Annotated in this window: 14 protein-coding genes; 10 read left to right on the forward strand and 4 right to left on the reverse strand. The window is 70.6% G+C overall.

The window, feature by feature from the left end:
• Nucleotides 1–226 precede the first annotated feature (226 nt).
• The 4 genes from K2X24_RS15625 (at nucleotide 227) to K2X24_RS15640 (ending at nucleotide 5,211) form a co-directional block, all read left to right on the forward strand.
• The gene (locus K2X24_RS15625) at nucleotides 227–1,534 is read left to right on the forward strand and encodes a dihydroorotase (RefSeq protein ID WP_292499311.1); all 1,308 of its coding nucleotides are present in this window, start codon (nucleotides 227–229) and stop codon (nucleotides 1,532–1,534) included.
• Nucleotides 1,531–2,139 carry a glycerol-3-phosphate 1-O-acyltransferase PlsY gene (gene plsY, locus K2X24_RS15630; RefSeq protein WP_292499283.1) on the forward strand — a complete coding sequence of 203 codons (609 nt, stop codon included), beginning with the start codon at nucleotides 1,531–1,533 and terminating at the stop codon, nucleotides 2,137–2,139. The genes K2X24_RS15625 and plsY overlap by 4 nt, the downstream gene beginning before the upstream one ends.
• A 33-nt stretch (nucleotides 2,140–2,172) precedes the next feature.
• Nucleotides 2,173–3,366 (forward strand): DNA-processing protein DprA, encoded by a 1,194-nt coding sequence (gene dprA / locus K2X24_RS15635; protein WP_292499284.1) that lies wholly within the window; start codon nucleotides 2,173–2,175, stop codon nucleotides 3,364–3,366.
• Nucleotides 3,367–3,468: 102 nt separating this feature from the next.
• Nucleotides 3,469–5,211: a flagellin gene (locus K2X24_RS15640; protein ID WP_292499285.1), complete on the forward strand. Its 1,743-nt coding sequence runs from the start codon at nucleotides 3,469–3,471 to the stop codon at nucleotides 5,209–5,211.
• A 13-nt stretch (nucleotides 5,212–5,224) separates the two neighbouring features.
• Here K2X24_RS15640 and ruvX read toward each other — a convergent pair whose 3' ends face one another.
• Nucleotides 5,225–5,725, reverse strand: coding sequence for a Holliday junction resolvase RuvX (gene ruvX, locus K2X24_RS15645; RefSeq protein WP_292499286.1), 501 nt, complete (start codon nucleotides 5,723–5,725; stop codon nucleotides 5,225–5,227).
• Between the two features lie 142 nt (nucleotides 5,726–5,867).
• Nucleotides 5,868–6,413, reverse strand: coding sequence for an SMI1/KNR4 family protein (locus K2X24_RS15650; protein WP_292499287.1), 546 nt, complete (start codon nucleotides 6,411–6,413; stop codon nucleotides 5,868–5,870).
• 113 nt (nucleotides 6,414–6,526) lie between these two features.
• Between K2X24_RS15650 and K2X24_RS15655 the strand changes: the two genes are divergently transcribed.
• The 6 genes from K2X24_RS15655 (at nucleotide 6,527) to K2X24_RS15680 (ending at nucleotide 11,290) form a co-directional block, all read left to right on the forward strand.
• The gene (locus tag K2X24_RS15655; RefSeq protein ID WP_292499288.1) at nucleotides 6,527–6,700 is read left to right on the forward strand and encodes a hypothetical protein; all 174 of its coding nucleotides are present in this window, start codon (nucleotides 6,527–6,529) and stop codon (nucleotides 6,698–6,700) included.
• Between the two features lie 133 nt (nucleotides 6,701–6,833).
• Complete coding sequence (gatC, locus tag K2X24_RS15660; protein ID WP_243913308.1) at nucleotides 6,834–7,121, forward strand: Asp-tRNA(Asn)/Glu-tRNA(Gln) amidotransferase subunit GatC; 288 nt, start codon at nucleotides 6,834–6,836, stop codon at nucleotides 7,119–7,121.
• A 119-nt stretch (nucleotides 7,122–7,240) separates the two neighbouring features.
• On the forward strand, nucleotides 7,241–8,722 hold the full coding sequence (gatA, locus tag K2X24_RS15665) for an Asp-tRNA(Asn)/Glu-tRNA(Gln) amidotransferase subunit GatA (protein WP_292499289.1): 1,482 nt from the start codon (nucleotides 7,241–7,243) through the stop codon (nucleotides 8,720–8,722).
• 172 nt (nucleotides 8,723–8,894) lie between these two features.
• Nucleotides 8,895–9,194 (forward strand): hypothetical protein, encoded by a 300-nt coding sequence (locus K2X24_RS15670; protein ID WP_292499290.1) that lies wholly within the window; start codon nucleotides 8,895–8,897, stop codon nucleotides 9,192–9,194.
• Nucleotides 9,195–9,278: 84 nt separating this feature from the next.
• Complete coding sequence (gatB, locus tag K2X24_RS15675; RefSeq protein WP_292499291.1) at nucleotides 9,279–10,751, forward strand: Asp-tRNA(Asn)/Glu-tRNA(Gln) amidotransferase subunit GatB; 1,473 nt, start codon at nucleotides 9,279–9,281, stop codon at nucleotides 10,749–10,751.
• A 62-nt stretch (nucleotides 10,752–10,813) separates the two neighbouring features.
• Nucleotides 10,814–11,290: a GrpB family protein gene (locus K2X24_RS15680; RefSeq protein ID WP_292499312.1), complete on the forward strand. Its 477-nt coding sequence runs from the start codon at nucleotides 10,814–10,816 to the stop codon at nucleotides 11,288–11,290.
• Nucleotides 11,291–11,850: 560 nt separating this feature from the next.
• On the opposite strand, the gene K2X24_RS15685 is transcribed toward K2X24_RS15680, so the two are convergent.
• Together K2X24_RS15685 and K2X24_RS15690 are read right to left on the reverse strand one after the other, a co-directional pair.
• Nucleotides 11,851–12,624: a thioredoxin family protein gene (locus K2X24_RS15685; RefSeq protein ID WP_292499292.1), complete on the reverse strand. Its 774-nt coding sequence runs from the start codon at nucleotides 12,622–12,624 to the stop codon at nucleotides 11,851–11,853.
• A 7-nt stretch (nucleotides 12,625–12,631) separates the two neighbouring features.
• Nucleotides 12,632–13,639 (reverse strand): lipid A biosynthesis lauroyl acyltransferase, encoded by a 1,008-nt coding sequence (locus K2X24_RS15690; protein WP_292499313.1) that lies wholly within the window; start codon nucleotides 13,637–13,639, stop codon nucleotides 12,632–12,634.
• Nucleotides 13,640–13,659 lie beyond the last annotated feature (20 nt).

A 13,659-nucleotide genomic window follows, 5' to 3' on the forward strand; every position in this document is an offset into this window, starting at 1 on the left:
CGCGAAGAGATCTCGAAGAGCAGTGAAAGCTACGTGGCAAAGGCGGATTGCCTTCACGGCATCAAGCTGAATAAGGCGTCAGGCAGCGACCCCGTCTTCGAGGTGTGATCCAGGCCGTCTGGACAGGTCCGGGGGACGGGGCGAACGCGACGTCTCCCGGTGCCGGCACAATCGGCATCCCGCCTTGACGCCACGGCGCGCCCGGTCGAAACCGCGACCCATGACGATGCGCCCCATCCTCCTGACCAACGCCACGCTCTGCGACCCGGCCACGGGCCGGCAGGCGCCCGGCCACGTCCTCGTGCGCGACGGGCTCATCCACGATGTCGGCTGGAGCCCGCTCACCGGGGTGCCGGACGAGGCCGAGACCATCGATTGCGGCGGCCACGTCCTCAGCCCCGGCCTCATCGACCTGCGCGCCTTCGTGGGCGAGCCCGGGGCCGAGCATCGCGAGACCCTGGCCAGCGCCAGCGCGGCTGCCGCCGCCGGGGGTGTCACCACCCTGGTCTGCATGCCGGACACCAACCCGGTCATCGACGGGCCGGCCATCGTCGATTTCGTCCTGCGCCGGGCGCGGGACACCGCGAGCGTCAACGTCCTGCCGGCCGCCGCCATCACCAAGGGGCTGGCCGGCCAGGAGATGACCGAGTTCGGCCTGCTTCAGGAAGCCGGGGCGGTCGCCTTCACGGACGGCCTCAAGGCGGTGCGCAACGCCCAGGTGATGCGGCGGGCGATGACCTATGCGCGCGATTTCGGCGCCCTGCTGATGCAGCACGTGGAGGAGCCGGACCTCGTCGGCGACGGCGTGATGAACGAGGGCGAGATGGCCTCCCGCCTCGGCCTCCTCGGCATCCCGCGCGAGGCCGAGACGGTGATGCTGGAGCGCGACATCCGCCTCGTGCGCCTCACCGGCGCCCGCTACCACGCGGCGATGATCTCCTGCGCCGATTCGGTCGAGATCGTGCGCCGGGCCAAGGCGGACGGCCTGCCCGTCACCTGCGGCGCCTCGGTGAACAACCTGGTGCTCAACGAGGGCGACATCGGCCATTACCGCACCTTCTGCCGGCTCTCGCCGCCGCTGCGCCACGAGACCGACCGGCTCGCCCTGGTGGCGGCCCTCAACGAAGGCGTGATCGACGTCGTCGTCTCCGACCACAACCCGCAGGACGTCGAGACCAAGCGCCTGCCCTTCGCCGAGGCCGCCGACGGGGCGCTGGGCATCGAGACGCTGCTGGGCGCCGCCCTCCGGCTGGTCCATACCGGCGATATCAGCCTGCCGCGCCTGCTCGCGGCACTGACCGCCAGCCCGGCGGATCTTCTCGGGCGCCGGGCCGGTCGCCTCGCGGCCGGAGCCGCCGCCGACCTCGTGCTGATCGATCCCGACCTGCCCTACGTCCTCGACAAGCGCGCCCTGAAGTCCCGCTCGAAGAATTCGCCCTTCGACGAAGCCCGCCTGCAAGGGGCCGCGATCCTCACGATGGTGGCGGGACGCATCGTGTTCCGTGCGCCTGCCGAGAGCGAGGCCGCCGCGTGATCGCCCTCGACGCTCTGCCCTGGCCTCTCCTGCTGGGGTCGCTGGCCGGGGGCTACCTCCTCGGCTCGATCCCGTTCGGGCTGATCCTGACCCGATTCGCCGGTCTCGGCGACGTGCGGGCGATCGGTTCGGGCAATATCGGCGCCACCAACGTGCTGCGCACCGGCCGCAAGGGCCTCGCGGTCGCCACCCTGCTGGGCGACGCGCTGAAGGGCACGCTCGCGGTCGTGATCGCCGGCCGTTTCGGAACCGAGACCGCCCTCGTGGCCGGCCTCGGCGCCTTCCTCGGGCACCTGTTTCCGGTCTGGCTCGGGTTCAAGGGCGGCAAGGGGGTGGCGACTTTCCTGGGCGTGCTGCTCGCCCTGAGCCCGCCCGGCCTCCTGGCCTTCGCGGCCATCTGGCTCGGCCTCGCCTTCACGCTGAAATATTCCTCCCTCGCGGCCCTGGCGGCCTCGGCCCTGACGCCCCTGGTCCTGTGGGCGCTGGGACAGCCTTCGGTTGCAATTTTGTTTCTCCTGCTCGCCGCCCTGCTATGGTGGAAGCACGCACCCAACATCCGCCGGCTCATCGACGGGACCGAGGGGCGCATCGGGCAGAAGGGCTGAGGCCCCGGCGCCCGCTCCGAAGGGGGAGGGCGAATGCAGCTAACCGATGGCCAGCGCCTCGACTGGCTGCGCCTGATCCGCAGCGAGGGGGTCGGCCCGCGCACGTTTCGAACCCTCATCAACCGCTTCGGCGGGGCCGGGGCCGCCCTGGAGGCCCTGCCGACGCTCACCGGCCGCAGCGGTCGGCGCATCACCCCGCCGAGCCGGGCGGAGGCGGAAGGCGAGATCGCCGCCGCCGCCCGCCTCGGCGCCCGCCTCGTCGCGCTCGGGGAGGCGGCCTACCCGAAACTGCTGCAGGCGGCCGATTCGGCGCCGCCGCTCATCGCCATTCGGGGCGAGGCCGCGATCCTGAACCGGCCCGCCATCGCCATCGTCGGCTCGCGCAACGCCTCCGCCGCCGGCCTCGCCTTCACCGAGCGCCTCGCCCGCGGGCTCGGGGAGGCGGGGCTCGTCGTGGTCTCGGGGCTGGCGCGCGGCATCGACGCCCGCGCCCACCGGGCCGCCCTGGTGCCCGGCACGGCGGCGGTGCTGGCGGGGGGACAGGACCGGATCTACCCGGCCAACCACGCCGCCCTGGTGGAGGCGATCCTGGAGGCCGGGGGCGCCGTCCTCGCCGAGATGCCGATGGGCTGGGAGCCGCGCGGACGCGATTTTCCCCGGCGCAACCGCATCATCTCGGGGCTGGCCTACGGCACCGTGGTGGTGGAGGCCGCCCGCCGCTCGGGCTCGCTGATCACCGCCCGCTTCGCCCTGGAGCAGGGCCGCGAGGTCTTCGCCGTGCCGGGCTCCCCCCTCGACCCGCGCGCGGAGGGCACCAACGACCTGATCCGCCAGGGCGCGACCCTGGTGGCGGAGGTGGCCCACGTCACGGAGGCGATCGCGCCGCTGCTGGAAGAGGGCACCCGGAAGCCAGCAGGCGGCTTCGAACAGGGGGCGGACACCCTCGCCCTCGATCGTCCGGACTTCGCCGAGGGATCGATCTTCTGGGACGAACTCGACGTCGACGGCCCCGTGCCGCCCCTCTTGCCCGAGGCTCCGGAGACGGCCGAACCGGCGGACGACCGGGCCCGCCTGATCGGCTTTCTCAGCCCGACGCCGATCGGGACCGACGAGCTCGCGCGGGCCGCCGGCCTCAGCGTCCGCGTCGTCCAGACCACGCTGCTCGAACTCGAACTCGACGGCCGCATCGAGCGGCACGGCAGCGGAACGGTGTCCCTCCTCGGCTGACGGCCGAGGCGGGCTCGCGTCATCCTTAACGGTGTCTTGAGACCCGGGCGTTAACCAAGGCTGGACGGTGGCCGACAAGCCGCCCCAGAGGATGCGCGCTCCGTGACCAGCCTGCTGACCAACAACGCCGCCCTGACGGCGCTGACGACGCTGAAGGCGATCAACCAGCAGCTGGACGTCACGAGCAAGCGTGTGTCCACCGGCCAGCGCGTCACGGACAGCGCCGACAACGCGGCCTACTGGTCGATCGCCACCAGCGTCCGCACCGACAACGCCGCCCTCGGGTCGATCAAGGATTCTCTCGGCCTCGGGGCCTCGGCGGTGGACACCGCCTATAACGGTCTCACCAGCGTCCTGTCGGATCTGCAGAACCTGCGCGCCAAGCTCCAGACCGCCCTCCAGCCGGGCGTCGATCGGGCCAAGGTGCAGATTGAGATCGCCGCGATCCAGGACAAGATGAAGGCCACCGCCAGCTCTTCCACGGCGAGCGGACAGAACTGGCTCGCGACGGATTCCTCGCCCACCAACACGGCCTATCGGTCGACGCAGAGCGTGGTCGCCGGGTTCTCCCGCGACAGGACCGGCGCGGTGACGTTCTCGCGGGTCGACATCGACGTCGCGGCGATCCGGCTCTACGATTCCGGCGGCGCCAGCGTGACCCGGCCGGCCTCCGGCGCGCGTCAGACGGCGCAGATGGCCCTGGCCGGCTCGCCCGGCTTCGCTCCCGGCGGCACGGCGGATTTCAGCGGGACCAACGAGGTCGCGATCCGGCTCACCGGTTCGGCCGGCATCGGCACCCTGGTGCTGAACCGGACGACCCTCGCCGCCGCCGTCAAGGACCTCGCCAAGGTGACGACCGACGAGGTGGTGAGCGCCCTCAACAATCAGATCGCGGCCTCGTCCTCCCTGCGGGGCAACGTGTCCGCATCCCTCGACGACGGGGGCAGGCTCCGCTTCGAGACGACGGCGACCGGTGCCGGCTCCGGCCTGAACATCCTGTCCGGGACCGCGGGCGGCACCTGGCTCGATCTCGGTCTGGGGGCGAACGGCGGCACCGCCCTCTACCGGCCTGCGGTCGTGGCGACACCCTACGTGCCCATCGACCTGTCGGGCGCCGCGACGAAGTCGATCACGGTGAGCGACGGCACCACGAGCCAGACGGTCACCCTGACCGCCGCCAGCCTGCCGGCCCCGGCGAACCCAGCCGCCGTCAGCATCACGGAGATCCGCAACCTCCTCAATGCCAGCCTGGCGGCACAGAGTAGTTCCCTCGCCTTCAGCCTCACCGGTCCGGAGAAGGCACCCGACCGCCTCATCCTCCTCGGGGCGAGCGGCGGCCCCGCAGGCAGCGCGACGATCACGGGGCCCGACACGGCGGCCTTCGGCTTCACCAACGGTCAGACCGGCCTCGGCGCCACGGGGCTCAACGGCAGCGCACGCATCTCGGTCTTCGGCAGCGACGCGGTGACGACCACGACCAAGGGCATCCTCGACACCACCAACCCCGCGGGCGTCTCCATCGAAACGATCGATATCGCGAACCTCACCGGCACCGCCGGCGACGCGACCCTGTCGGCCCTGATCACGCAGGTGGACAAGGCCATTGCCAGCGTCGCCGACGCGGGCACGAAGCTCGGCGCCAACAAGACCCAGATCGACGGCCAGAAGGCCTTCGTCGACACGCTGATGAAGGCCAACGACCGCACCATCGGCATCCTGGTCGACGCCGACGTGGAAGAGGAGTCGACCAAGTTGAAGGCCCTCCAGACCCAGCAGCAGCTGGCCGTCCAGGCCCTCGGCATCGCCAACGGCGCCTCGGCGGGCGTCCTCTCGCTGTTCCGCTGAACGGGGTCGCGGATCAGGCTTCGCTCTCGTCGTCCTCCGCCGCCTCGCCGAGGGCGCGCCGCATCTGGTCCAGGCAGCCCTGGAGGATGTAGGCGGCGGCCAGCATGTCCACCACCTCGCCGCGCTTGGCACGCGAGGCGTCCGCCGCGATCAGCGCGCGGGTGACGGCGGCGGTGGAGAGGCGCTCGTCGCAGTAGAGGACGGGCAGGGGCAGCAGGGGCTTCATGTTGCGCACGAAGGAACGGGTGGACTGGACCCGTACGCCCTCGCTGCCGTCCATGTTCAGGGGCAGGCCGATGACGAGGCCGCCGACGCCGTGCATCGCGCACAGGGTCGCCAGGCGCTTCACGTCCGGGGTGAACTTGACCCGCCGGATCGTCTCCAGGGGCGAGGCGATCTGGCGGCCGACATCCGACAGGGCGAGACCGATCGTCTTCGTGCCGAGATCGATCCCGATCAGGCGGGGGCCGCCCCGCGAGGCCTCCGCGAAGGCCCGCATCTCGGCCTCGTCCATGTCCACCCCGCTCCCGTGGTCCGTCCCCTGAAGGCGCTCCTCCTGCGCGATCCGCACCGAGCCGGCAAGGGGCGCCGGCAAGGGGCTGGCTAAAGGGCTGGCCAAGAGGTTGGCCAAGAGGCCAGCGAGGGGCCGCGTCCCGTCAGTGCAGCCCGGCCGAGCCTGCGGTGCCGTCGCCCACGAAGGAAGCGGGCAGGGGCTCGGCGCCCATGCCGAGGATGCCGCGCACCGCCGGGCCCCGGCTGCGCCGCATGAGGTCGACGAGGTCGGCCCCGCCGAAGCGGATCGATTCGAGGTCGGCGCCCAGTACCCAGATCTCGTACTCGTCGCGCCCCGGCACCACGTCCCAGAACAGGAATTCGCCGGCCTCCGTCTGGCCGAAGAAGCAGGCGCGCTCGATCACGCTCGGGTCGTCGCCCTCCACCTCGAAGCGGTGTCCCTCACGCCCCTCCAGCACCGCCGCGATGCTGTGGGCGATCAACTCCGAGCGTCCGACGAGGTCGGTCTCCGGATCCGCGCCCGGGACCGCCACGCGGAAATGCCCGTTCGCGAGCCCGGCTCCGAGGGTCCGGCAGAAGGCGCGGTAGCTCTCCGGCAGGGCGAAGCCGAGTTCGGTCTCGGCGCGGTCGAGGTCGGCCGCCCCCGCAAGGGGGCCCGGCGCGCAGGGCTCGAAGACCGTCTCCCACATCTGAATCGCTCCCTTCGGGCCGTTAACGCTACCAAAGCGTATCCTTACCCTTGCGTGGACCCCATCGGCCAGAGCATCGTTAATCGTTCGTTAACGTCTCGGATGCCGTCCGCATGAGCCCGCTCGATTCCCGCTCCCCGCGCCGCAAGATGCCGTTGCGGCACAAGCTGATGCTGGCGCTGGCCTGCGAGATCCTGCTCGTCGGCTTCCAGCAGGCGGACCTGCGGTCGCGCCAGACCGGGATCCTCATCGAGGTGCCGGCCGTCGCGCACCACCGCATCGCCTGAGCCTCGTCGGCCCGCGCGACCGGCCGGCCGGCGTTGCGAGCGCGCGACGGCGGGTGCTATAGCCCGGCGCGACGCCCCATCGCCCGCCAACCCCGCCGGGCTGCGGATGGGTGCCCGAGGAACTGAAGACAGCATGTCGGTCGACGCAACGACGGTGAGGCGCATCGCGCACCTGGCGCGCATCGCGGTGAGCGAGGACGAGGTCGCCCCCCTGCAGGGCGAACTCAACGCGATCCTGGCCTTCGTCGAGCAACTCGGTGCCGTCGACGTGACGGGGGTCGAGCCGATGACCTCGGTCACCCCGATGGCGATGAAGAAGCGGGCCGACGTTGTCACCGACGGGGCCAAGGCCGACGCCATCGTGGCCAACGCGCCCGAGACCGAGGACCATTATTTCCTCGTGCCCAAGGTCGTCGAGTAGGCGCACGCCGCCGACCCCGAACCCGGCCGCCCCGCGGGACGGTCCGCCCGGCGCCCACTCAGTGGCGACGGCGGAGCACCCGGGACCCATCAGGACGAGCGCCCAGGACTCTCCCGCACATGACCACGCTGAACGAACTCACCCTGGCGGAGGCCCGCGACGGGCTCAAGGCCAAGGATTTCTCCGCCACCGACCTGACCCGCGCGCATCTCGACGCCATGGAGAAGGCCCGGGCCCTGAACGCCTACCTCGTCGAGACGCCCGACCGGGCCCTGGCCATGGCCGAGGCGGCGGATGCGCGGATCGCGTCCGCGCAGGCCCGTCCGCTGGAAGGCATCCCGCTGGGGATCAAGGACCTGTTCTGCACGGAGGGCGTGGCGACCACCGCCGGCTCGAAGATCCTCGAAGGGTTCACGCCCGCCTACGAATCCGCCGTGACCGCCAACCTCTGGCGCGACGGGGCCGTGATGCTCGGCAAGCTCAACCTCGACGAGTTCGCCATGGGCTCGTCCAACGAGACCTCCGCCTACGGCGACACGGTCTCGCCCTGGCGGCGGGCCGGCTCGGAGACAAAGCTGGTGCCCGGCGGCTCCTCCGGCGGTTCGGCGGCGGCGGTGGCCGCCCGCCTCTGCCTCGGTGCCACCGCGACCGATACCGGCGGCTCGATCCGCCAGCCCGCCGCCTTCACCGGCACGGTGGGCATCAAGCCGACCTACGGCCGCTGCTCGCGCTGGGGCACGGTGGCGTACGCCTCGTCCCTGGATCAGGCCGGGCCCATCGCCCGTACGGTACGCGACTGCGCGATCCTGCTCGGCTCCATGGCGGGTCAGGATTCGCGCGACACCACCTGCGCCGACCTGCCCGTGCCCGACTTCGAGGCGGCGGTGGCGCGCGGCGTGAAGGGCCTGACCATCGGCATTCCGAAGGAGTATCGGGTCGAGGGCATGTCCGCCGAGATCCAGGCGCTCTGGGACCGGGGCGCCGACATGCTGCGGGACGCGGGCGCCACGATCCGCGAGATCTCGCTGCCGCACACGCAATACGCGCTGCCGGCCTACTACATCGTCGCCCCGGCGGAGGCCTCCTCCAACCTCGCCCGCTACGACGGCGTGCGCTACGGCCTGCGCGTACCCGGACGCGACATCGCCGGCCTCTACGAGAACACCCGTGCGGCGGGCTTCGGCCGCGAGGTGAAGCGCCGCATCATGATCGGCACCTACGTGCTCTCGGCCGGCTACTACGATGCCTATTACGTCCGCGCGCAGCGCATCCGCACCCTGATCAAGCGCGACTTCGAAGAGGCCTACGCCTCCGGCATCGACGCGATCCTGACGCCCGCGACCCCGTCCGCCGCCTTCGGCATCGGCGAGAAGGGCTCGGGCGACCCCGTGGAGATGTACCTGCAGGACGTCTTCACCATCACGGTGAACATGGCGGGCCTGCCCGGCATCTCGGTGCCGGCCGGGCTCGACGCGCAGGGCCTGCCCCTCGGGCTCCAGCTCATCGGCCGGCCCTTCGACGAGGAGACGCTGTTCGCCGCCGCCCAGGTGATCGAGGACGCCGCTGGACGGACCAAGCTGCCCGCCGCGTGGTGGGCATGAGCAAGGTTTCGATGCGAAGCGCGGGTCCCCTCTCCTGGAAGGAGAGGGACAGGGTGAGGTGCGTGACCTTTCCGGAGGTGGACCACACCTCACCCCAACCCTCTCCTTCCAGGAGAGGGAGCCGGTCGCGGGCCTCTGCCGGACAGCCCACCTCGCCCTGGGAACAGGCCCGATGACCGTCCCGGTCTATCCCTTCGACGTCTGGATCTGGGCCGCCTTCGATCCGGTGCTGATCGCCATCGCCCTGGTGATGGGCTGGAAGTCGGACCAGTTCGTGAAGGTCATCCTCGTGTCGCTGATGGCCTTCGCGGTCTCGGTGCTGGTGTCGTGGGGCGTCACGGCCGTCGGCATTCCCTGGCCGGCGCCGGTGAGCCACGACGGACCGACCTTCTTCCCCATCCGCTGGATCGCGGGCTTCCTCTGGGGCACCCTGGGGTTCCTGGCGCACCAGCTCTACCGCCTGCGCGCTTGACCGCGCCGGTCGGTCCTTCCACCTTCGATCACCTGCACCCTTCCGGCGCTCACCCGCGCCCCGCAACGCTGAAACCGGGCCATCATGACCGCTGCCGTGAACCCCAAGAAGCTCATCAAGGGCGGCCTGCACGACTGGGAGGTCGTGATCGGCATGGAGATCCACGCCCAGGTCACGAGCCGCTCCAAGCTGTTCTCCGGCGCCTCGACGGAATTCGGCGGCGAGCCGAACGACCATGTCTCCCTGGTGGACGCGGCCATGCCCGGCATGCTGCCGGTCATCAATGAGGAGTGCGTGGCCCAGGCGGTGCGCACGGGCCTCGGCCTGAAGGCGCAGATCAACCACCGCTCGGTGTTCGACCGGAAGAACTACTTCTACCCGGACCTGCCGCAGGGCTACCAGATCAGCCAGTTCAAGGACCCCATCGTCGGCGAGGGCGAGGTGCTGGTCGATCTGCCCGAAGGCGAGACCATCACGGTGGGCATCGAGCGGCTGCATCTCGAACAGGATGCCGGCAAGTCCCTGCACGACCAGAACCCGACCCAGAGCTTCGTCGACCTCAACCGCTCGGGCGTCGCCCTGATGGAGATCGTCTCGCGGCCGGATCTCCGCTCGTCGGAGGAGGCGCGCGCCTACGTGACCAAGCTGCGCACCATCCTGCGCTACCTCGGTACCTGCGACGGCGACATGGAGAAGGGCTCGCTCCGGGCCGACGTGAACGTCTCGGTACGCAAGCCCGGCGACCCGCTGGGCACCCGCTGCGAGATCAAGAACGTCAACTCGATCCGCTTCATCGGCCAGGCCATCGAAACCGAAGCAAGGCGCCAGATCGCCATCATCGAGGATGGCGGCACGATCTCCCAGGAGACCCGTCTGTTCGATCCGGGCAAGGGCGAGACCCGCTCCATGCGCTCGAAGGAAGAGGCGCACGACTACCGCTACTTCCCCGACCCGGATCTGCTGCCGCTCGAATTCGACCAGGCCTACGTGGACGCGCTGGCCGCCGGCCTTCCCGAATTGCCCGACGCCAAGAAGGCGCGCTTCATCGAGACCTACGGCCTCAGCCCCTACGATGCCGGCGTGCTCATCGCCGAGCGCGCCTCGGCCGACTACTTCGAGGCGGTGGCCAAGGGCCGCGACGGCAAGGCCGCGGCGAACTGGGTCATCAACGAGCTGTTCGGCCGCCTGAACAAGGAAGGTCACAGCATCGAGACGAGCCCGGTCTCGGCGACCCAACTCGGCGCCATCGTCGACCTGATCGGAGAGAGCGTCATCTCCGGCAAGATCGCCAAGGACCTGTTCGAGATCGTGTGGTCCGAGGGCGGCGACCCGCGCGAAATCGTCGAATCGCGCGGCATGAAACAGGTCACCGACACCGGCGCCATCGAGGCCGCCGTGGACGACATCATCGCCCGGAACCCCGACAAGGTGGCCCAGGCGAAGGAGAAGCCGACCCTGCTCGGCTGGTTCGTCGGCCAGACCATGAAGGCCACCGGCGGCAAGGCCAACCCGGCGGCGGTGAACGCCCTGCTGAAGGCCAAGCTCGGCATCGAGTAAGGGCCGGCGGCACCCGTCCCGATCGCCGGGAGGTCAGGATTCCGGACGCGGATCCCCTTCGGCTGGTCGCGGAGACCGAGCGCACGGCAGCCGCGGCGGAAGCGCTCTACGCCCGCATCCGAAGCGCGCTTCGCCCCGCGCTGCCGACCTCGGCCGACATCCGGCACGTGGGCGCGACCGCCATTCCGGGATGCCTGACGAAGGGCGACCTCGACCTCCTGGTGCGGGTCGACGCGGCGGATTTTCCCACGGCCGAAGCCTGCCTCGCGGCGCTGTTCGCCCGCAATGCCGGCTCGATTCGAACTGAGGATTTCGCCGCGTTCGCGGATGACGGGCAGCCCCTTCCCCTCGGCATCCAATTGACCGTCAAGGGCGGCCCCTTCGACGTCTTCCACCACTTCGCCGACGCACTGCGCGGGGATGCCGGGCTTCTGGAGCGCTACAACGCCCTCAAGACACGTTGCGAGGGATTGCCGATGGACGCCTATCGCGCCGAGAAATCGCGCTTCATCGCCATGGTTCTACGGCGGCCGCGCTGAACGCCGCGAGCGCTCCGCTCATGCATTTGGCCGCTCGCGCCAGAGCGCAGCGGGTGGGTATCGAGACAGGGTCGTTCCGAGGATCCTTTACCGCGCGCACCGATCCAACGATCGGATCGGCGGCGGAAGCGGCCGAGGTGGGGCTGGTGCATGTCCGAAGTCGTGCCGTGCTGGCCGCTTCTGCGCCCCGAGAGACCGCTTCCGTCCCGTAATTCGCGTGTGCGCCGCTCAACGTCCGGGTCGAATCAGCCCCGGATGATCGTCGCAGCCGCCTGCTGGGGTGGCGTCATTCCCAAATCTCCTGCGTCTCGTCGGTCGTGATCGTCAGACGATCAAGGCCTCCTCGTTGCTTGAGCTGTGCTTTGCCGTCGAAGCACGGCATCAAGGTGCGACCCAATCGGGGATACGTCAAGAGCCCTTTTTACGATTCGGCGACTGTATTCATTCCTGCCGGAATAGGCTTAAAAGTTCGTTCCGAGACAGGCGCTTGCGGGCATGGCCGCTCCGCCGGCAGGCTTCTTGTCCTGGCCGGCTCTCGCTCGGCAGCTAGCGCGTGCCGTTCAGAAACCCGGGGCCTTGGCGGCGCCGAGGATACGGCTCGGGCGCCCGTCGCTGCCGCCCTGAAGGACCACGACGTAGGAATCGGCTTCCGGCACCCGGGCGGCGTGGCGCGGGATCTCGAAATGCTCCGGCCGTCCGGTCCATGTGCCGATGCGCTGCATGCCGCGAACCACGTTGATGTAGTCGAAGACCTGCCCCTTGTTCTCGCCGCCGCCGATGGAGACCCGGCGACGCCGCATCACCGGCAGCAGCCAGAGGTCGGCCTGGGCCTCCGGACCGACGCCGGTGCCGACATCGATGCAGATCCGGTCGCCTTCTTCCCAGCTCTTGACCGTGACCTGGCTCGCGCTGCTCGCCCGGGCCCGGCGCAGGGCCCGCTCAAGGGACATCCGGTCCGAGCGGATCATCGAGGGCTCGCCGTTGACGATGGCCTGGGGCGTGAAGACCTGCCGCTCTCCGCGCAGGGACGCGTAGGCGCGCTGCCGCGCCGTGAAGGCCGCCTGGCCGTAGGCGTCCTTCCAGCCGAGGTAGTCCCAGTAGGTGATGGGGAAGGTGAGGGCGATGACACCGGGCTCCCGGGCGAAGTCGCCGAGCACCCGCGAGGCGGGCTGGCAGGAGGCGCAGCCCTGGCTGGTGTAGAGTTCGATGACCACGGGGTTGCGCTCCCCCGCGCCCGCCGGCGTCGCTCCCCCCGCGAGGGTCCCGAGCAGGAGCAGGGCGAGGCCCAGGGTCGCGGTTCGGCGGAAGCGAGGCTGCGGGGCGGGCCGACTCATGATCGGGTCACGATACCGCCGCCGGACCCGCGACGGGCATCACGGTGCCTCGATCGGCCGGCGGGGCGGGGTCAGCCTTCGCCTTCGGCAGCATGTTGGGGCGCCAGCGACGGTGCATCCAGAGCCACTGGCCGGGGTTCTCGCGGATCCAGTCCTCGATCGTGCGGGTCATCATCTGCATCGCGCCCTGGACGTCGATGGCGCCCTCGGCGTCCCGCGGCAGGTCGAGGGGCGGGGTCAGTTCGAGGTGGAAGCGGGTGCCCTCGCGGCGGATCACCCGCACTCCGTGAACGGGGCACTCGTAGTGGCGGGCGAGCTTGGCCAGCAGCGGATTGACGAGGACCGGCCGGCCGAAGAACTCCACCACCACGCCGCGGGTGAAGTGCTGGTCGATGAGCTGGCCGAGATGGCCGCCGCGGTCCACCACACCCTGCATGGCGAAGACCGCGCCCTGGCCCGAGGCCGCCAGCCCACCCATGGTCTGGCGGCGCACCTCCTGCACGAGGCGGGCGGCGGCGGCATCGTTGGGGGGCCGGAAGATCGCGGTGGCGTCGAGGCCGAACTTGGCGGCGCAGATCGCCGGCAATTCCCAGTTGGCGAGGTGGGCGGAGAAGATCAGACCGGCCTTGCCGTCGTCGCGCAGGTCCGCGAAGTGGCCCTCGCCCTCCACCGTGATGTGCCGGCTCGCCGCGAGGTCCGCCAGATCGAGGTCGAACAAGGTGTGCAGGTGCGCGTATTCCGCGCCCGTGCGGCCGAGATTGTCCCAGGCCTGCCGGGCCAGGGCCCGGATCGTGGCCGCGTCGTGCTCGGGGAAAGCCGCGCGCAGGTTGGCGATCGCGGTGCGGTGGGCAGGCAGGAACGGCCCGATCGTGCGGACGAGGCGGCCGCCCACCGCGCTCGCGCGCTCACTCCCGAGGCGTCGGGCCAGCCAGAACAGGGACCGGATCAGCAGGACCATCGCGACCCCGGCAAGCCGGGGAAGCTGACGCTTTAGAACGAGGGCGAGGCGGAGCAAGTCGATTCCCGTGACGCGGG

The organism is Methylobacterium sp., from assembly GCF_019750675.1.
Classification (GTDB): domain Bacteria; phylum Pseudomonadota; class Alphaproteobacteria; order Rhizobiales; family Beijerinckiaceae; genus Methylobacterium.